General features: G+C 66.9%; 17 protein-coding genes. 8 read left to right on the top strand and 9 right to left on the bottom strand.

The annotated features are described in order from the left end of the window. The first annotated feature begins 322 nt into the window (after positions 1 to 322). The gene (locus tag IFT71_RS17055) at positions 323 to 2926 is read left to right on the top strand and encodes a glycoside hydrolase family 3 protein (RefSeq protein WP_192142401.1); all 2604 of its coding nucleotides are present in this window, start codon (positions 323 to 325) and stop codon (positions 2924 to 2926) included. A 22-nt stretch (positions 2927 to 2948) separates the two neighbouring features. Here IFT71_RS17055 and IFT71_RS17050 read toward each other — a convergent pair whose 3' ends face one another. Then, the gene (locus tag IFT71_RS17050; protein WP_192142399.1) at positions 2949 to 4475 is read right to left on the bottom strand and encodes a hypothetical protein; all 1527 of its coding nucleotides are present in this window, start codon (positions 4473 to 4475) and stop codon (positions 2949 to 2951) included. A gap of 443 nt (positions 4476 to 4918) precedes the next feature. Beyond that, on the bottom strand, positions 4919 to 5089 hold the full coding sequence (locus IFT71_RS17045; RefSeq protein WP_156363498.1) for a hypothetical protein: 171 nt from the start codon (positions 5087 to 5089) through the stop codon (positions 4919 to 4921). Between the two features lie 274 nt (positions 5090 to 5363). On the opposite strand from IFT71_RS17045, the gene paoA reads away from it, so the two are divergent. The 4 genes from paoA to IFT71_RS17025 all read left to right on the top strand — a co-directional run bounded on the left by paoA (position 5364) and on the right by IFT71_RS17025 (position 9809). Continuing rightward, a complete protein-coding gene (gene paoA / locus IFT71_RS17040) occupies positions 5364 to 6005 on the top strand; it encodes an aldehyde dehydrogenase iron-sulfur subunit PaoA (RefSeq protein ID WP_037529025.1) in 642 nt (213 codons plus the stop codon). Continuing rightward, positions 6002 to 6952 (top strand): FAD binding domain-containing protein, encoded by a 951-nt coding sequence (locus IFT71_RS17035; protein WP_056405928.1) that lies wholly within the window; start codon positions 6002 to 6004, stop codon positions 6950 to 6952. Before paoA ends, IFT71_RS17035 begins: the two co-directional genes overlap by 4 nt. Positions 6953 to 6957: 5 nt before the next feature. Next, positions 6958 to 9159 carry an aldehyde oxidoreductase molybdenum-binding subunit PaoC gene (gene paoC, locus IFT71_RS17030; RefSeq protein WP_192142397.1) on the top strand — a complete coding sequence of 734 codons (2202 nt, stop codon included), beginning with the start codon at positions 6958 to 6960 and terminating at the stop codon, positions 9157 to 9159. Between the two features lie 125 nt (positions 9160 to 9284). Further along, on the top strand, positions 9285 to 9809 hold the full coding sequence (locus tag IFT71_RS17025; protein ID WP_107934348.1) for a gamma carbonic anhydrase family protein: 525 nt from the start codon (positions 9285 to 9287) through the stop codon (positions 9807 to 9809). A 49-nt stretch (positions 9810 to 9858) separates the two neighbouring features. Here IFT71_RS17025 and IFT71_RS17020 read toward each other — a convergent pair whose 3' ends face one another. Then, entirely contained in the window at positions 9859 to 12444 is a 2586-nt protein-coding gene (locus tag IFT71_RS17020; protein ID WP_192142395.1) for a M1 family metallopeptidase, read from the bottom strand. 128 nt (positions 12445 to 12572) lie between these two features. On the opposite strand from IFT71_RS17020, the gene IFT71_RS17015 reads away from it, so the two are divergent. Further along, a complete protein-coding gene (locus IFT71_RS17015; protein WP_107934454.1) occupies positions 12573 to 13547 on the top strand; it encodes an NAD(P)H-dependent flavin oxidoreductase in 975 nt (324 codons plus the stop codon). 36 nt (positions 13548 to 13583) lie between these two features. On the opposite strand, the gene IFT71_RS17010 is transcribed toward IFT71_RS17015, so the two are convergent. Both IFT71_RS17010 and IFT71_RS17005 read right to left on the bottom strand, forming a co-directional pair. Then, positions 13584 to 14045 (bottom strand): DUF1465 family protein, encoded by a 462-nt coding sequence (locus tag IFT71_RS17010; RefSeq protein WP_031441823.1) that lies wholly within the window; start codon positions 14043 to 14045, stop codon positions 13584 to 13586. 168 nt (positions 14046 to 14213) lie between these two features. After that, positions 14214 to 14411 (bottom strand): YdcH family protein, encoded by a 198-nt coding sequence (locus IFT71_RS17005; RefSeq protein WP_031393918.1) that lies wholly within the window; start codon positions 14409 to 14411, stop codon positions 14214 to 14216. 221 nt (positions 14412 to 14632) lie between these two features. Between IFT71_RS17005 and IFT71_RS17000 the strand changes: the two genes are divergently transcribed. Then, entirely contained in the window at positions 14633 to 14788 is a 156-nt protein-coding gene (locus tag IFT71_RS17000; protein WP_081874429.1) for a YdcH family protein, read from the top strand. A gap of 177 nt (positions 14789 to 14965) precedes the next feature. On the opposite strand, the gene IFT71_RS16995 is transcribed toward IFT71_RS17000, so the two are convergent. The 3 genes from IFT71_RS16995 to IFT71_RS21580 form a co-directional block, all read right to left on the bottom strand. Continuing rightward, positions 14966 to 15388 (bottom strand): PilZ domain-containing protein, encoded by a 423-nt coding sequence (locus IFT71_RS16995; protein WP_235188463.1) that lies wholly within the window; start codon positions 15386 to 15388, stop codon positions 14966 to 14968. Positions 15389 to 15475: 87 nt separating this feature from the next. Continuing rightward, positions 15476 to 15937 carry an RNA polymerase-binding protein DksA gene (gene dksA / locus IFT71_RS16990; protein WP_031393916.1) on the bottom strand — a complete coding sequence of 154 codons (462 nt, stop codon included), beginning with the start codon at positions 15935 to 15937 and terminating at the stop codon, positions 15476 to 15478. After that, complete coding sequence (locus tag IFT71_RS21580; RefSeq protein ID WP_244655008.1) at positions 15879 to 17210, bottom strand: hypothetical protein; 1332 nt, start codon at positions 17208 to 17210, stop codon at positions 15879 to 15881. Before IFT71_RS21580 ends, dksA begins: the two co-directional genes overlap by 59 nt. A 1-nt stretch (position 17211) precedes the next feature. Here IFT71_RS21580 and IFT71_RS21575 point away from each other — a divergent pair, with 1 nt between their 5' ends. Then, positions 17212 to 17466: a PEP-CTERM sorting domain-containing protein gene (locus IFT71_RS21575; RefSeq protein ID WP_082446684.1), complete on the top strand. Its 255-nt coding sequence runs from the start codon at positions 17212 to 17214 to the stop codon at positions 17464 to 17466. Between the two features lie 77 nt (positions 17467 to 17543). On the opposite strand, the gene IFT71_RS16980 is transcribed toward IFT71_RS21575, so the two are convergent. Next, positions 17544 to 17984 (bottom strand): host attachment family protein, encoded by a 441-nt coding sequence (locus IFT71_RS16980; protein WP_031441820.1) that lies wholly within the window; start codon positions 17982 to 17984, stop codon positions 17544 to 17546. Between the last annotated feature and the right edge of the window lie 72 nt (positions 17985 to 18056).

Here is an 18056-nt window from a genome sequence, read left to right as displayed (position 1 = left end):
TTGTTTGCGACCTCAGCAACCAGACCGTGTGGCCGTTCGCTGCGGTGACACCCCTCTAGGGCCCATCCCCGCACCCGTCAAATGCAAATTTCACTTTTGTGGCAATTTTTGCAGGCTTGCGCGTTCTGGGCCCCCGTGACGCTTATACGGGGCTACCGAGCGGTGGCAGACAACACCGGAGTTCGGACGCCAGCTCGATCCTTCCCTTACCTTGTAACGTAAATGATTTGCCCGACGCCCCGCTGCAGCGATAGCAGGGTGGCAATGCCCGGGGGCGTCGGCATCAGTCGAAGCGCTTCGAACCGGGATCAGGGAGATAAGGATGTCGACGGGTTTCTCATCGGTGACGATCGCACTGCTGCTACAGACCGCGGCCGCGCCGATCGCGTCGCGACCGCCGGCCTCGCCGCCCCCTGCCCCTGCCCCGACATCTGCTCCAATATCTGCCGTGCCAGCCGCAAGCCCGGCGTCCACACCGCTTTCGGCGGTCGCGAATCCAGATCTCTGGCCGACCGCCAAGGCCATGCCTTTGCGCGATGCGAAGATCGAGGCGCGGCTCGACGCGATCGTTGCGCGCATGTCGATCGAGGACAAGGTCGGCCAGTTGATCCAGGTCGACATCGCCAGCATCACCCCCGCCGACCTGCGCACCTACAAGCTCGGCTCGATCCTCAACGGGGGCAATTCGGGGCCGAACGGCGACGATCTTGCGCCGCCGATCGAGTGGCTGAAGCTCGCGGATGCCTTTTACGATGCGTCGATGGCGCGCAGCGACGGTCGGCCCGCCATTCCGGTGATCTGGGGCACCGACGCGGTGCACGGCAACAACAACATCCCCGGTGCGACGCTCTTCCCGCATAATATCGGCCTCGGTGCGACGCGCGACCGTGACCTGATGCGCGAGATCGGCCATGTGACCGCGATCGAGACCGCCGCCGCCGGGATCGACTGGACCTTCGCGCCGACGCTCGCGGTGGTTCGCGACGATCGCTGGGGCCGCACCTATGAAAGCTATTCGGAAGAACCCGCGGTCCAGGCCGATTTTGCCGGCGCGGTGATCGAGGGCGTGCAGGGCAAGGTCGGGACCAGGGATTTCCTTGCCCCCGACCGGGTGATCGCGACGACCAAGCATTTCCTCGGCGACGGCGGCACCGGCGGGCGCGACCAGGGCGATGCGCTGATCCCAGAAACGGCGCTGCGCGACATTCATCTCGGTGGCTACCCCGCCGCGATCGAGGCAGGCACGCAATCGGTGATGGCGAGCTTCTCGAGCTGGAACGGCGCCAAGATGCACGGCAATAAGAGCCTGCTGACCGGCGTGCTCAAGGACCGGCTCCATTTCGACGGCTTCGTCGTCGGCGACTGGAACGGCCACGGCCAAGTCGAGGGCTGTTCGAACGAGAGCTGCGCCGCCGCGATCAATGCCGGGCTCGACATGTTCATGTATTCGGGCAGCGGGTGGAAGACGCTTTACGCCAACACGCTGAAGCAGGCGCAGTCGGGCGAGATCCCCGCCGCTCGGCTCGACGATGCGGTTCGCCGCATCCTCCGCGTCAAGCTGCGCGCCGGCACATTTGATCGCGGTCGCCCTTCGTCACGCGCGCTCGCGGGCAGGATGGAGCGGATCGGCGCGGCCGACCACCGTGCCATCGCACGGCGGGCAGTGCGCGAATCGCTGGTACTGCTCAAGAACCAAGGCGGGCTGCTGCCGCTCAAACCCTCAGCCAACATCCTGGTCGCGGGTGGCGGCGCCGACGATATCGCGCAACAGGCGGGCGGCTGGTCGCTGACCTGGCAGGGTAGCGGCCTCACCAATGCGAACTTCCCCAATGCCCAGTCGATCTGGTCGGGCATCGACGCGGCGGTCAAGGCGGCGGGCGGCACCGCGACGCTGTCGGCGAACGGCGGCTTCGCGAAGAAACCCGATGCGGCGATCGTCGTGTTCGGCGAACAGCCCTATGCCGAATTCAAGGGCGACCGCCCGACGCTCGACTATAGCCCCGACGACAAGGCCGATCTCGCGCTGCTCCGCAAGCTCAAAGCGGCGGGCGTGCCGGTGGTGGCGGTATTCCTCTCCGGCCGGCCGCTCTGGGTGAACGCCGAGCTCAATGCCGCCGACGCGTTCGTCGCGGCGTTCCTGCCGGGCAGCGAGGGCGGCGGCGTCGCCGACGTGCTGTTCCGCACCAAAGACGGGCGCATCGCCAACGACTTCCGCGGCAAGCTCAGCTTCTCCTGGCCCAAACGCCCCGATCAATATGTGCTCAACCGCGCAGACCCCGGCTATGACCCGCTGTTCGCCTATGGCTATGGGTTGAGCTACGCGAAGCCGGGCACCGTCGCGAAGCTCGACGAGACGCGCCCCGCCGGACTCGCCGTGGCATCGAGCGGCATCGTGTTCGGCAAGGGTCGCGTGCCCGAAGGCTGGTCGCTCGTCCTCGCCGAACAGGGGCAGTCGAAAGTCCGCCTCCTCGGCGTCAATGCGACGACGACGAACCGGCGGCTCACCGCCTCGGCGGTCGACCGCCGCCGCCAGGAGGATGCACGCAGCCTCGTCTGGTCGGGCGGTGCGGCCGAGGCACGCATCGAGGCGGATCGTCCGCTCGATCTCACGCGGGAGAGCAATGGCGAATTGAGCCTCGTCGTCGACCTGCGCGTCGATCGCGCCGCCAGCGCACCCGTCACGCTCGGCATGGTCAGCCATGACGGCGCTGCGGTGACCGTCCCGATCACCAGGACGCTCGCGACCGGTACGCCGGGCGAATGGCGCCAGGTCGTGGTGCCGCTGCAATGCTTTGCCAAGCGCGGCGTCGACATGGCGGATGTCACCGCGCCCTTCGTGCTGGCGACCGACGGCGCGCTTGGGGTGTCGGTATCCGACGTGAGGATCGATTCGGCGCCGGTGCCAATGACGCAGTGCGGCGACTGAGGTCGATCGGCGTCGCGGCCGCCTAGACCGCGTTCGCGTCCAGCGGCGTCGTCCGCGGTTGGAGGCGGAACGGATCGAACCCCTGCGGCAGCCCGACGCTGACGGGATTCGGCAGGATCCGCCCTACCCGCGTCGCCGCGGCGACGACGTCGGGCGCGGTCCGGACCGCGTCCTCGACCGGGTCCGTCAACCGGTCGAGCGGCGTCGTCGTCGCTGAGCCGGTCGGCTGGACATAGCGCAGCGCCCAGTCGCGGGTCGTCTCGTCGGCAAGCCGGCGGATGACGAGCGCGCGCGCCGCGGCCTGGTCGCCCCGACAGACATGCATCTGCATCGCGGCGCCCGGCACCAGTGCTTCGTCCAACAGCACCTCTGCGGTGACGGGTTCGGCGGCAGCGCTCTGGCTGGTGCGGGCGAGCGCACAGGCCTGCCAGGCTTTGACGAGCAGGACGGACGCGCGGTTGACGTTGCTCCCGTATCGTTTCGCCCGATCGAGAAAGACGTCGGCGCGCGTGAGGACCTGCGGCCAGTCGGTTTCCATCGCCGCCAGTTGCAGATAGGCGCCGTCGAGATTGAGGCCATTGCCCTGGTCGTCGGCCGGCACGGTCGTCGCGACCCTGGCGAGCAATGCCCGAGCCTCGTCATAGCGCCCTTGATGCGCCAGCGCCCTGGCGACGATCGGGGCGAGGAACACGCCCTCGCCCCGCGGCGCGCCTGCGGCCCGCGCCTCCACGGGCACCGCCGCCCCGGCCTCGATCCCGTCGAACATCGGCAGGAACAGGCTGACCACCGCGGGATACGCCTCGAGGCGGGAGAGGCGACGCGCATAGGGTGTCGCGGTGTCGAAATCGGCAGCCGCCGCCCAGTCGCCGCGCAGCTCGTCGAGGTAGCGCCGCGACTGGGCGGCGAGATCGGCACCGGCCCATTCCGCGATCCGCGGCCAGAGCGGCGTATAGCGTCGGTCGATATAGAGTGTGAGCAGATCGTCCGGATCGCCGATCGTCGTGACGAGGTTTGCCGCCTCGTCAGTCGATGCGCCTGTCGACATCCGCATCGCCTCGCGCGTGCGGGACAAGGCTGCGGTCGAGCGTTCGGGCGCGAGCCCCGAACTGAAGCCGATCTCGCCAAGCCGGGCGTTGAGCCGGTCTGCCCTGCTCCGGTCGCCGATCTCGGTCAAACGCCCCGTCAACGCCATGACGACGTAGCGGTCGAAATGCCGCGTCATCTCAGGCGCAAGCCGGCTGGCCTGGAGGAGGAGATCCGCGGCGCGCTGTGGCGAACCGGAAAACGTATAGATGCCCGTCGCGACAAGTTTCGGCCGCGGATCATCCGGCAGAAGCCGCAGCGCCTCCTCGATCGCCGCGACCGCGGGGCCGGTCGCCTGCGCGCTTGCGAGAACACCGGCCCGCACCGTCTGCACCATGCCGCGCAGCGGCGTCGGCCGCGGGAGTTTGGCAAGGACCGCATCGAGCCGGGCGATGTCGGGCGAACGTCCGGCAATCGCCGACGCTGCCTCCGCCATCACCGCGCGATCTGCGGGATCGGTCGTCATCGCTAGGGGATCTGCGACCTGGGCGCGGGCCACCCCTGGGGTCATGCCATAAGCCATCGTCGCGGCGACCGCGGTTAGCGCCATTCCAGATCTGAAAACCGGTCTCATGCTGTTCCCCTCTGCACAGATCCGAGCACAGGGCGCGCAGACTGTCCATCGCTCCATCTCCGACTTTCTTTGGCGTCGAGTCGCGGCACCAATGAAAGCGCAAGGGTGCGGACTGTGCGCGCGCTGCGGCAACCGGCAGCGCGTACACTCAGGACAAGCAACGCTGGTCATGGATCGCCGCCGTTATCGGCTGTCTTAACCGGCATCGGCCGCGCGCGAGCGGATCAAACGCCGAGATGGATCCTGCCCGGACGGTCCAGCTGATGATCCTCAAGAACGGGACCTTTCCCCGGCGCCACGACTGACGTGGTTTCGACTCGCCGAGCGCCAGACCCTCAGGCGGGGTCCGCGCTGCCCTGTTCGGTGATCGGATGGAGCGCAGCGCGCACGTTGACCGACGTCAGCTCCTGTTCGATCCAGTCGACACAATCGCTGATCTTCGCGCCGACCAGCGCATTGCCGCCTTCGTCCGCGATGCGCAGCGCCTCCTCGAGGAGGAAAGCCATCGACCTCAGTCGAGCAACCGTCTGCGCGTAACTCTGCATCGCTCAATCCCTTGATCGTGATCATGACGATATCAGAATTGCGTGCGATTTGAAGGGTCAATGACGGTGTCGGATTGGGACTTTTGGCTTAGGCCGTCGATTATTCCGGTCCCGCCCTATGGCGCGGCAGCCGCCTGATACCTATTTTTTCCGAGTTAGGGCGGATTCCGGCGTGGCGACGCAACCGGTTCCGTGGCGATCCGTTCGTTAGCGGATCAGGGAGCTTTAGATCTTTATGAACAGCAATGACGGATTTCCCGTATCGCGCCGCGGCGTGATCGCGGGTGGCGTAGCGACCGCGACCCTGACCGGGACCCCGGTGGGTGCGCAGGTGGCGGCACCGCAACAGACCCCGCCGACGACGATGCCGGTGACGCTCAAGGTCAATGGCCGCAATACCCTGATCGAGGTCGATACGCGGACGACCCTGCTCGACGCGCTGCGCGAGACGATGAAGCTGACGGGCACGAAGAAGGGCTGTGATCACGGCCAGTGCGGCGCCTGCACGGTCATCGTCGAGGGCCGGCGGATCAACAGCTGTCTGACGCTCGCAGTGATGCACGAGGGCGACTCGATCACCACGATCGAGGGTCTCGGCACGCCGGAGAAGCTGCACGCGATGCAGGCCGCCTTCGTCAAGCATGACGGCTATCAGTGCGGCTATTGCACGCCGGGCCAGATCTGCTCCGCGGTGGCAACGCTCAACGAGATCAAGGAAGGCATCCCCAGCCATGCCACCGGCGACATCGCCGCCAAGCCGAAGGTGACGACCGCCGAACTTCAGGAGCGGATGAGCGGCAATATCTGTCGCTGTGGCGCCTATTCGAACATCATCGACGCGATCCACGACGTCGCCGGCACGGAGCGCATGGCATGAAGGCCTTTACCTTCGAACGCGCCAAGACCGCGAGTGCCGCCGCGGCAGCTGCCGTCCGCACTCCTGGCGCCAAGTTCATCGCGGGCGGGACCAACCTGCTCGACCTGATGAAGCTGCAGATCGAGACGCCGCAGCATCTGATCGACGTCAACGGCCTCGATCTCGACACGATCGCACCGACCAGCGACGGCGGCCTGCGGATCGGTGCGCTGGTTCGCAACACGGACCTCGCCGCCGACGCCCGCGTTCGCAAGGATTATGGCGTGCTCAGCCGGGCACTGGTGTCGGGCGCGTCCGGCCAGTTGCGCAACAAGGCGACCACCGCGGGCAACCTGCTCCAGCGGACCCGCTGCCCCTATTTCTATGACACGACCAAGCCCTGCAACAAGCGTCAGCCGGGCAGCGGCTGCGCGGCAATCGGCGGCTTCAACCGCAATCTCGCGGTCATGGGCACGAGCGATGCGTGCATCGCGACTCATCCGAGCGACATGGCGGTCGCGATGCGGGTGCTCGATGCGACCGTCGAGACGGTCAATTCGGCCGGCCAGACGCGCGCCATCCCGATAGCCGACTTCCACCGGCTGCCGGGCACCACGCCGCATATCGAGACCGCGCTCGCCCCGGGTGAGCTGATCACCGCGGTCACGTTGCCAAAGCCGATTGGCGGCACGCACATCTATCAGAAGGTGCGTGACCGTGCCTCCTACGCGTTCGCTTTGGTGTCGGTCGCGGCGGTCGTCCAGCCCGATGGCCGCGGGCGCCTTGCCTTTGGCGGCCTGGCGCACAAGCCGTGGCGGGTCGAAGCTGCCGAGGCGCAACTCCCTAAGGGCGCCAAGGCCACGGCCGCAGCCGTCTTGGCCGGCGCCCGCACGACGTCGCAAAATGCATTCAAGCTGCCGCTGATCGAACGCACGATCCACGCAGTGCTCGAAGAAGCGAAGGCCTGATCGCCATGAAGTTCGACACCCCCGCAACGACCAACCTGATCGACCGCATGAAGGTCGTCGGTCAACCGGTCGACCGCATCGACGGCAAGCGCAAGACAACCGGAACGGCGCGCTATGCCTATGAACGCAACGACGCCGCCCCCAGCGCGGTCTATGGCCATATCGTCGGCGCGGCGATCGCCAAGGGCCGGATCGAGCGGATCGATTTCGCCGAAGCCAAGGCTGCACCGGGCGTGCTCGCCGTCGTCACGCATGAAAATGCCGGTACGGTGGCCAAGGCGCAGGCGCATACCGCCCGCATGCTCGCGGGCCCCGACGTCCAGCATTTCGACCAGGCGGTCGCTATCGTGGTCGCATCGACGTTCGAACAGGCGCGCGCCGCCGCCAAGCTGGTCCGCGTCACCTATGCCCGCAGCGCCGGGAAGTTCGATCTTGCCGCGGAGAAGTCCGCCGCGGTGAAGCCGAAGGACGGCAAGCCCGATACCGCGATCGGCGACTTCGCCGGCGCCTTTGCAAAGGCCCCGGTCACGCTCGACCAGACCTATACCACGCCCGATCAGAGCCACGCGATGATGGAACCGCATGCGACGACCGCTGCGTGGACGGGGTCGAAGCTGACGCTGTGGACATCGAACCAGATGCTCAACTGGGCGGTGCGCGACATGAGCGAGACGCTCGGCATCCCCAAGGAGGACATCCACGTCCTGTCGCCCTTCGTCGGCGGCGGCTTCGGGTCGAAGCTCTGGATCCGCAGCGATGCGGTGATGGCCGCGCTCGCCTCGCGGGCGATCGGTGGCAAGCCGGTCAAGGTCGCGCTGACCCGTCCGCAGATCATGAACAACACCACGCACCGGCCGGCGACGATCCAACGGCTCCGGATCGGCGCACGCAAGGACGGCACGATTACCGCGATCGCGCATGAAAGCTGGTCGGGCGATCTCCCTGGTGGCGGACCCGAGACCGCGCCGAACGTCACCCGGCTGCTCTATGCGGGTGCGAACCGGATGACCGCGACGCGGCTCGCGACGCTCGACCTTCCCGAGGGCAACGCGATGCGCGCGCCCGGCGAGGCGGTCGGGCTGCTCGCGCTCGAGGCGGCGATGGACGAGCTCGCCGAGACGCTGAAGATGGATCCGGTCCAGCTGCGCATCGTCAACGATACGCAAGTCGATCCCGAATCGCCCAAGCGTGCCTTCTCGCACCGCGATCTCGTCGGCTGTCTCAGGACGGGCGCGGAGCGGTTCGGCTGGAACAAGCGCAATCCCGTACCGGGCCAGGTCCGCGAAGGCCGCTGGCTCATCGGCATGGGCATGGCATCCGCCTTCCGCGACAATGTCACGATGAAGTCGGGCGCGCGCGTCGGGATCGACAAGAAGGGCGTCGTCACCGTCGCCACCGACATGACCGACATCGGCACCGGCAGCTACACGATCATCGCGCAGACCGCGGCCGAGATGATGGGCGTGCCGCTCGACAAGGTGATCGTCCTGCTCGGTGACAGCAGCTTCCCCGTCTCGTCCGGCTCGGGCGGCCAATGGGGCGGCAACAGCTCGACCGCGGGCGTCTATGCCGCCTGTTCGGCGCTGCGCGACACCGTCGCACGCAAGCTCGGCTTCAACCCGACCGACATCGTCTTCGAGGACGGCAAGGTGAAGTCGGGCAACCGCAGCGTCTCGCTCGCCGAGGCGGCGGGCGATGCGGGCCTGTCGGCTGAGGACTCGATCGAGTTCGGCGATCTGACCAAGACCTATGCGCAGTCGACCTTCGGCGCGCATTTCGTCGAGGTCGCGGTCGACTCGGCGACCGGCGAGGTTCGGGTACGCCGGATGAGCGGCGCGTTTGCCGCCGGGCGGATCCTCAACCCCAAATCGGCGCGCAGCCAGGTCATCGGCGCGATGACCATGGGCGTCGGTGCGGCGCTGATGGAAGACGCGGTCGTCGACAAAAGGTTCGGCTATTTCGTCAATCACGACATGGCCGAATATCATGTCCCGGTTCATGCCGACGTGCCGTATCAGGACGTGTTCTTCATGGACGAGACCGACGCCAAGTCGTCGCCGATGAAGGCCAAGGGCGTTGGCGAGCTCGGCATCTGCGGCGTCGGCGCCGCGGTCGCGAATGCGGTCTACAATGCCTGCGGCGTCCGGATCCGCGAATATCCGCTGACGCTCGACAAGGTGATCAAGGGCATGCCGCCCGTCGCCTGACGGCCTGTCCTGCCGCCCTTGCAGAGGATCCCGCCGTATCGCAGACATCGAACCGATGATCTGCGGTGCGGCGGTGTCGTTTCAGGCACCGCCGCGGACCGCGGGATCGACGGAGAGACCTTGCGATGCCGCTTTATGCCCTGGGCGACAAACGCCCCACCTGCCACCCGACCGCCTGGGTCGCGCCGAGCGCCGACCTGATCGCCGACGTCCAGCTGGGCGAGGCAGCAAGCGTCTGGTTTGGCGCGGTCGTCCGCGCGGACAACACACCGATCGTCATCGGCGCGCGGAGCAACATCCAGGAGGGCGCTATGCTCCATTCGGATCCCGGCGCGCCGCTTCGGATCGGAGCGGACTGCACGATCGGCCATCACGCCATCCTCCACGGCTGCACGGTCGGCGACCGGTCGCTGATCGGCATGGGGGCAATCCTGCTCAATCATGCGGTGATTCCGGAGGACTGCATCGTCGGCGCCGGCGCGCTCGTTACCGAGGGCAAGACCTTCCCCGCGGGCAGCCTGATCATCGGCAGCCCGGCGCGTGCGGTCCGGCAGCTCGATGCGCAGGCGATCGCGGCGCTCCGCGTCTCCGCCCGGCATTATGTCGAGAAGGCCCGCGCCTGCGCGACCGGACTGACGCGCATCGACTAGGGGTGAGCACCGGATCCCGGGACATCGCCCGGGGTCCGGTGCCGCTGTGTCAGCGTGCGACCCACTTGGTGACGGCGGGACGCAGCTGGTCGGCGGCGGCCTTGCGGACCGCGATCGTCGACAGCGACCGCGTCACGCCGCCCCGCGACGAGGCGGGCAGATACTTGTCCGCAAAGGCGCTGATCTTGCCCGGCATCGCCGGATCGTTCGAGCCCGCGCCGAGCCCGACGATATAGCCCGATCGCGTGCTCGCCTCGAGGAAGCTCTCGACCAGCTCACGGTTTGCGACTGCCCAGTCGAACGCCAGGTCGGGGTGCGCCCCCGCGACGGCGCGGAGCAGCCCGGCCTTTTGCGGCGCGGAGATCGTGTCGGTCTTGAGCAGCGCGAGCGCCCGCCCCGCAGTTGCGGGATCGCGCGCGGCCCCGAGCAGCGTCACGAACCGGTTCTTGGCGACCGGGCTCTTCTCCGCCTTGGCGAGCGCGAGCAGCGCGTCCCATTCCGCCGGGGTCGAATTGACCGCATAGGTCGACAGGATCGGCTGGCGGATCGCCGGCGGGATCGCGGTCGGATCGGTCGCCAGCGCTGCGACATAGCGCCGCGCGCGGTCCGCGACGCCCGTGTCGCCATTGGTGCCGAGCCGCCCGACCAGCGTCTCGCGCAAATTGCTCGTCAGTGGCGATTCGCCCGGTTTAGCCTCGAAGCCGATCCGCGCGAGCACGGGGCCGAGGATCGCGACCGACCGCGCGCGCAGCGGCGCCTCGAGCGGGGTGTCGTCGTACAGCCCGGTGATCCGGCCGAGCGCACCTGCGACCGACGACCATTCGAGCGGATCCGCGTCCGGCCCGACCTTGTCCATCACCGCGAAGTAGCGCGACAGGTCCTGATAGCCGCCCGCCGCGAGTGCGAAATCATCGCCCAGCGTGCCCAGCCGGTCGGCGAGGTCTAGTCTGGCATAGTCGCGGACGATCGCGGCATGCCCCGCATCGTCGTACATCACGCGGGTATAGCTGCCCTTGCCGCGGTTGAGGACGACCGTACCGCATCCCCGGATCGTGACTCGCGACGGCGCTGCGCCGGTGACGATCGTCGCGGTCTGCGCACCGCCGAGATTGCCCACGACCAGCGGCACGTGCCAGGTCTGCGGCGTCTTCGATGCCGCATCCAGCCCGAAACGCCCCTGCGTCAGCGTCGCGGTGGTGACGCCGCCGTTGCAGGTCGCGCCCGTCATCGTCACCAGCGGCACGCCGCCCTGCAGGGTGAAGTCGTGCGCGATCTCGGCGACCGGCTTGCCCGCGGCTGCGGACAATTCGGCCCAGAGCTGTTCGGTGACCGTGTTGCCGTATTTATATTTGGCCATGTAGCTGCGGATGCCCTTGCGGAACACGTCGGGGCCGAGCGTCGATTCGAGCATGCCGATCACGGCCTGCCCCTTCGAATAGGTGATGCCGTCGAACGCTTCGCCAATCTGGTCGACGGTCTCGACCTTGCGGATGATCGGGTGCGTCGCGGACGTTGCGTCGATCCCCATCGCTCCCTCGCGCTCGCCAGCGACCGCGGCCGCCTCGGACTTCCACGCGGGCACGAGCACGCCGCTCGACTTGCCCTCCATCCACGAGGCGAACCCCTCGTTCAGCCACAGATCGTCCCACCAGGCCATGGTGACGAGATCGCCGAACCACTGGTGCGCCATCTCGTGCGCGACGACGGTATAGATGCGCTGCTTCGCGCTTTCGGTGGCGCGCTTGGGATCGAACAGCAGCTCGTTCTCGAAATAGAAGATCGCGCCCCAATTCTCCATCGCGCCGAAAAACTGGCTCGATCCCGGCCCCGCGATCATGTCCATCTTGGGCAGCGGATAGGGCTGGCCGAAATAATCGTTGTAATAGGCGAGCAGGTCCTTCGCGGCGGCGAGCGCATAATCGCCCTGATCGACGACTCCCTTGCGGCTGATGATGCCGATCTCGGTCTTGCCCGCCATCACCGTCTTGCGCTCCATGTCCCCCATGCCGAGGAACAGCAGATAGCTCGACATCAGCGGCGTCTCGCCGAACTTGTAGAGCTGCGTGCCGTCCGCCTGCTTCGTGATCGCCGTCGCAGGCATGTTCGAGAAGGCCAGCTGCGCGCCCGGCGCGACCGCAGACAGGCGGAACTTCGCCTTGAACGCGGGCTCGTCCCACATCGGTGCGAACCGGCGCGCGTCGGGGGCCTCGAACTGCGTCGCGAGCATCCGCGATGACGACCCGTCGGCATTGGCATAGTCGATCGCGAACAGCCCGGACGCCGACTGGTTGATCTTGCCCGTCCAGGCAAAGGCCAGGCTGTGCCGCCCGACGCTCGCCGCCGCTGGCAGCGTCACCGTGAGCAGCTGCGCGGCAGCGTCCGCCTTCATGGTGGCGGGGCGGCCGTCGAACGTCGCCGACGTGATGTTCAAATCCGCCGCGTTCAACTGGATCGTCCGGGTCGCCTGCTTGACGTCGATGGTCACCGTCTCGGTCCCGCTGAACGTCATCGCCTTCGCCTCCGGGCGCACCTGGATATCGTACAGGATCGGCACGACGCTGCGCGGCAACTGACCTGCGGCAAGCGCGGGCGCAGACACGGACAGCGCCAGCAAGGCGGCAACGGCAAACTTCATGGCGGCACATCTCCGGAACATTCTATGCCGACCGCTCTAAGCATTTGCGGTCACATGGCAATCACACGTGACTGCCGCTCTAACCAGAGTGCTGGCGCAGCCGTTTCGGCTGCGCTATGAAACGCGCCATGACCGTACCCGCTATTCTAAAGAGCCTGCGCCTGCCCGTGATCGGGTCGCCGCTGTTCATCATTTCCGGACCCGACCTGGTGATCGCCCAGTGCAAGGCGGGGATCGTCGGATCCTTCCCCGCGCTCAATGCGCGACCGCAGGCAATGCTCGACGAATGGCTCCACCGGATCACCGAGGAGCTGAGTGCGCACAACCGCGCCAATCCCGATCGCCCCGCCGCGCCGTTCGCGGTCAATCAGATCGTCCACAAGTCGAACGACCGGCTCGAACGCGATCTCGAAACCTGTGCCAAATGGCAGGTGCCGATCGTGATCACCTCGCTCGGCGCGCGTGAGGATCTGAACACCGCGGTGCATGGCTGGGGCGGGATCACGCTGCACGACGTCATCGATGACCGGTTCGCGCGCAAAGCGATCGAAAAGGGTGCCGACGGCCTGATCGCGGTCGCTGCGGGCGCCGGCGGCCATGCCGGACGACTATCGCCCTTCGCGATCATCCAGGAGATTCGCCAGTGGTTCGACGGTCCGCTCGCGCTGTCGGGCGCGATCGCGACCGGCGACGCGGTACTTGCCGCGCAGGCGATGGGCGCCGATTTCGGCTATATCGGCTCGCCCTTCATCGCGACCGTCGAGGCGAATGCCGACCAGGCCTATAAGGACGGCATCGTCGCGGGGCGCGCGGCGGACATCGTCTATTCGAACCTGTTCACCGGCGTGCACGGCAATTACCTGCGCGCGTCAATCGTCGCGGCGGGGATGGATCCCGATGCGCTGCCCGAGGGTGATCTGAAGACGATGAACTTCGGGGCCGGCGCCAATGCCGAGGGTGGATCGAAGCCCAAGGCGTGGAAGGATATCTGGGGATCGGGCCAGGGGATCGGCGCGGTCACCGCAGTCGAGAGCGTCGCCGACCGCGTCGACCGGCTCGAGCGCGAATATCGCGCGGCACGCACCCGGCTTGGCCTCGCCTAGGCCAGGCTCGTCTGGCGGTACGCCCCGCCAGCGGCATTAGAGGACGCGGGCGAGGCGATCCTGCATCGACAAGGCGGGGCTGGCGGCGGGCCGTGGCGCATCGAGCGCGGCGTCAAGCAGCGCGACGCGCCGGTGAAGCTGCATGCTCGCGGTGATCAACGCCCTCGCGCTGGGCGGAAACGCCGCCAGCATCGCGTCATCGGTCACCGGCGCCTCGCCGAGCCGCCGCGCCGGATCCAGCGCCTCGCCCCGCGTGAGTTCACCCGCCTGGACCGCGCGCTGCGTCAGCAACCACGCGAGGACATGGAGCAACCGGGTCGTGACCTTGAGCGATTCACAGCTCAGGCTGACGCGGACGAGCGGTTCGAGCCCGTCCCGGTCGGTCCGTCCCGTATCGTCGAAATAGGCCCGGGCCTCTTCGGCCAGCCGCATCGCCTCACGGTACAGCGCACCGATCATGCGGTCTTGCAGGGGCAGTTCGGGCGGTCGACCAATCATTCTGCCCGACTGCCATAGCCGCATCGCCGCGCCCATCGGGAAAACGCATCGATGCGCCAGGATGTGTCCCGAAACGCGCCGCTTCGATCGACCGCTCGATCTATATTATGACGCAATTTGAAGGCGCTGGCCGAAATCACGCCCCGCATCCGCGCGTGCTCGGACGGATCAGGCGATGATGTCGGGGATCAACTGGTCCTCGAACGCGGCAATTTCGTCGCGCAGCCGCAGCTTGCGCTTCTTGAGCCGGGCGATCTGCAGCTGGTCGGGAACGGTGAGCGACCAGAGCGCGGCGATCGCCGAATCGAGGTCGCGATGCTCGGTCCGGATTTCGTCCAGCCGGACCCTGATCTGTGCCTCGTCCACCATCATGTCCTTCGCCCACCCCTGCTACGCGGTCCTTAGCAAATGCATGGCATTGCGCGAGCACCAAAAACTACCCGGCGCGCGCCGTCGGGGGCCACAGGACTCGGCCCGTCGCACGCGACGGCTCGCCCGGTCGATTCACCAATCTTCGTTAAAGACTTTTTGCTGGGGCGATGGTTTACTCGGGACCCCAACACGAATGCAGAAGGAGTTTTTCCACCATGCAAACGACGCACCAGGCTGCGCTGGAAACCAAGCATCAAATGCTCGACCGCCGGATTTCCGAAGAGGTACACCGGCCCATGCCCGACGCGCTGGCGCTCGCAGGACTGAAGAAGCAGAAGCTTCGCCTGAAGGAAGAACTCGCCAACCTCTAAACCCCACGCCGTTCGTGGCGGCGGGCGATCGGCCTGTCGTCACGCGGTTCCGGCTTTTCCGATTCCTTCCCCCTCGGGAAAGCCGGACTGGCGGGGTGCCGGATACGCCCTGCCCCCCCGGCCGTCCATTCGGACGTGCTTGGCGAGATGCCGCTGCCCCGATCTACTGAAACGACGTTACCGCGACCGCGGCTCCCGGAACACGATCGGCTTGGCAAAGGTCGGCGTCGTCTGCCCCTGCCCGACTGATTTGCGCGCCTTCATCGGGTCGATCGTCTCGTCGAGCGCGATTCCCAGACGACCCTGCGTGCACCACGCCACGCGTCCGGTAACCTCACCAATCCCGCGCAGGTCGATCGTGACCGGCGTATCGACGGCGAGCGGCCGATCGAACTCGATCATCAGCCCGCCTTCGGACAGGTTGCGGACCCGCACCTCGTACACACCCGCACCGTCGGCATAGCTGAACCGCGCGATCATCAGCAGGCTGTCACGGACCGGCCGGTTCTGGCCCGGGTCTGCGCTATCCTCGACGGACTCCCCGGCGCCGGCCCCTGCCGCACCCTCGGCGCCCAACGACCCTTGGTTTCTCATGTCCATCCGTGTTCCTGTGTCCCGACGTCGAGATATGCGTCGCATATATCAGAAGGCGGACCACGTGCCTATGCGCTGTTCGCCAACCCGATATCAGTCCTCGCGGGAGATTTTTTCGTTGCGTTCGTGGCGTTCCTGCGCCTCCACGGTCATCGTCGCGATCGGCCGCGCCTCGAGGCGTGCCAGGCTGATCGGTTCGCCCGTGACTTCGCAATAACCATATTCGCCATCGTCGATGCGGCGGATTGCCGCCTCGATCTTCGAGACGAGCTTGCGCTGGCGATCCCGGGTCCGCAGTTCGATCGACCAGTCGGTTTCGCTCGACGCACGATCGGTCAGATCCGCCTCGCGCAGCGAATCGACCTGCAATTGAGACAGGGTTTCCTGCGATTCCCGCAGGATAGCGTCCTTCCATTGCTGCAGCTTTTGCCGGAAATAGGCCTGCTGACGCAGGCTCATGAACGGCTCGTCCGCCGTCGGTCGATAGCCATCGGCATCATTGGCTGCTGCAAGATTGGTACCGTGCTCGTCTACGCGATTCATTACCGTTGCCATACCACTCTCCCTCTGGCCGGTCGGCGCGAAAAGCCGCGTCTCGAAGCCACCCCCAAATGGTGAAAGGGCCTATAGTCTTACGTGTTCCGGACGACAAGCGAGTAGACTTGCGCTTGGATCGATAATGAAGACACATTCTTGCGTACCGATGCATCCGGGTTACACCGCCTGCCGACGGCCTCAGCGAGTCTCGCAAACGGGCCCGTCGCCATGATCCTGGATGCGACAACTGTCCCGCCACGGCACGGTCTGCGTATTGAGCGCCCCGCCCGTCGCGATATTGTAAGAATGACCACCAGATCACGTCATGGGCGCTTGCGCTTAACGCTTTGTTTTGCGCTTTGTGCGATGACGGCGTCCGAGTGCCGTGAACGTGATCCGACGTCGTCTGCGCGTCGGCAACGAGAGAGACTTTGAGTATGTCGGTGCGGATGGCCTTGGCCAAATTATGCGCGTGTGCCTGCGGAGGCGCGATCATCGGCGGCGGCGCCGTCCATGTCGCCGAGCGTCCGAAGCGCGCGATCCAGACCAAGACGATGACCAAGCGCGTTGTCCCCCGCCAGATTGGCGCCGTCGCCCGTCCGCGCATCCGTCGCGTCGTCACCACACGGACGACCGCCTGCGCGCCGGCCATGGTGACGGTCGCCAATGCGCCCCCGGTCCCCGTGGGGTTCGCCGACCCGTTCGTGGGCGGCGCCGGCAGCCCGACCGCCGTGCCGGTAAACAGCGGCGGCGGCTTTTTCGGCGGCGGCGGCCCGGGTGGCGGCTTTGGCGGCGGCGGCTTTGGCGGCGGTTTCTTCGGCGGCGGCGGCTCGGGTGGCAGCATCGTCATCTCGTCGACCTCGAGCGGAGGCTCGTCGAGCACGAGCGGCGGTTCATCAAGCACGAGCGGCGGCTCGACCTCGAGCGGTGGCGTCAGCAGCACCTCGTCGACCGGCGGGTCATCCACGGGCGGGTCATCCACGGGCGGATCATCGACGGGCGGATCATCGACGGGCGGATCATCGACGGGCGGATCGTCGACGGGCGGATCATCGACGGGCGGATCGTCGTCCAGCACCGGCGGGGGTTCGGTGTCGAGCACCTCGTCGTCCGCCAGCGGCGGGAGCAGCGGTAACGTATCCTCCTCGTCGAGCGGTAACGTATCGTCGTCGTCCAGCGGTAACGTGTCCTCCTCGTCCAGTGGCAATGTCTCGTCGTCGTCGAGCGGGAACGTTTCCTCCTCGTCAAGCGGCAACGTTTCGTCGTCGACCAGCAGCAGCTCGGGCGGCAACGTGTCGTCGACCAGCAGCGGATCGAGCTCGACCTCGTCGTCGAGCTATGGATCGAGCAGCGCAGGCTGGAGCAGCAATGGCGGCTGGAGCTCGAACGGCGGCTGGCATGGCTCGAACGGCGGCGGCAATGGCAGCACCGGCTCGAGCGGCGGGCCACCCGCCCCCGTTCCGGCACCCCCGATGGTGCTGCTGTTCGGCGCCGCGGCCGCAGCCCTCGTCGCGCGTCGGCGGTTCACGAAGCGCGCCGCCGACTGATCGCGCATAAATCTCGGACATGAAAAAAGGCCCGCAACAACGTGTTGCGGGCCTTTTCATCTATTGGATGGCAACGGTCAGGCGTTCTTGAGCGCCGTCTCGATGTCGGCAATCGGATGCCCGGTGAGATCCTTCGCGAGCTCGCCCGCCAGCCTGCTGCTGACCGCCTTGTGATAATGTTTGCGCATCTCGCCCAGCGTCTTGGGCGGCGCGACGATGACGAGCGAATCGAAGTCGTTCTTCAACGCGCGCGTCTTGAGCAGCTCGGCCGCGTCGGCGGCGAACCGGTCTTCCTCAATCTGATGGAAATCGGTGGGTTCGACCGAGCTCTGCGCGGCACCCTGCGGGGACGAGGCGCGGCCGGCCGAGTCGGTCGCCTGGTCACGCGTCGCGGGGTTCTCCTGCTCGACCGCCTCTTCGACGACCAGGTTAGGAAAGGCGGCATCGCCCTCGTTGCGCAGGAACAACATCTTGCGGCCATCGGCGACCATGACGACGGACTTGTGCGGAAGATCCACGGGCTTTCTCCTCTTTGATCTGTGCCTCTGCCCTCCCCAACGTCCCGCGGGCGCACCGGGTTGCGCGCGCTT

The organism is Sphingomonas sp. CFBP 13733, from assembly GCF_014841795.1.
In the GTDB taxonomy this organism is placed as follows: Bacteria; Pseudomonadota; Alphaproteobacteria; order Sphingomonadales; family Sphingomonadaceae; genus Sphingomonas; species Sphingomonas aerolata.
This window is presented reverse-complemented; position numbering and strand designations above follow the sequence as displayed.

Coding starts and splice junctions, on each gene's coding strand:
- IFT71_RS17050 (WP_192142399.1), bottom strand. CDS start 4,475: ATGACGACCGATCCCGCAGATCGCGCGGTGATGGCGGAGGCAGCGTCG.
- dksA (WP_031393916.1), bottom strand. CDS start 15,937: ATGGCAACGGTAATGAATCGCGTAGACGAGCACGGTACCAATCTTGCA.
- IFT71_RS16995 (WP_235188463.1), bottom strand. CDS start 15,388: ATGGACATGAGAAACCAAGGGTCGTTGGGCGCCGAGGGTGCGGCAGGG.
- IFT71_RS17010 (WP_031441823.1), bottom strand. CDS start 14,045: ATGATTGGTCGACCGCCCGAACTGCCCCTGCAAGACCGCATGATCGGT.
- IFT71_RS17045 (WP_156363498.1), bottom strand. CDS start 5,089: ATGGCTTTCCTCCTCGAGGAGGCGCTGCGCATCGCGGACGAAGGCGGC.
- paoC (WP_192142397.1), top strand. CDS start 6,958: ATGAAGTTCGACACCCCCGCAACGACCAACCTGATCGACCGCATGAAG.
- paoA (WP_037529025.1), top strand. CDS start 5,364: ATGAACAGCAATGACGGATTTCCCGTATCGCGCCGCGGCGTGATCGCG.
- IFT71_RS17025 (WP_107934348.1), top strand. CDS start 9,285: ATGCCGCTTTATGCCCTGGGCGACAAACGCCCCACCTGCCACCCGACC.
- IFT71_RS17015 (WP_107934454.1), top strand. CDS start 12,573: ATGACCGTACCCGCTATTCTAAAGAGCCTGCGCCTGCCCGTGATCGGG.
- IFT71_RS17055 (WP_192142401.1), top strand. CDS start 323: ATGTCGACGGGTTTCTCATCGGTGACGATCGCACTGCTGCTACAGACC.
- IFT71_RS17035 (WP_056405928.1), top strand. CDS start 6,002: ATGAAGGCCTTTACCTTCGAACGCGCCAAGACCGCGAGTGCCGCCGCG.
- IFT71_RS17020 (WP_192142395.1), bottom strand. CDS start 12,444: ATGAAGTTTGCCGTTGCCGCCTTGCTGGCGCTGTCCGTGTCTGCGCCC.
- IFT71_RS17000 (WP_081874429.1), top strand. CDS start 14,633: ATGCAAACGACGCACCAGGCTGCGCTGGAAACCAAGCATCAAATGCTC.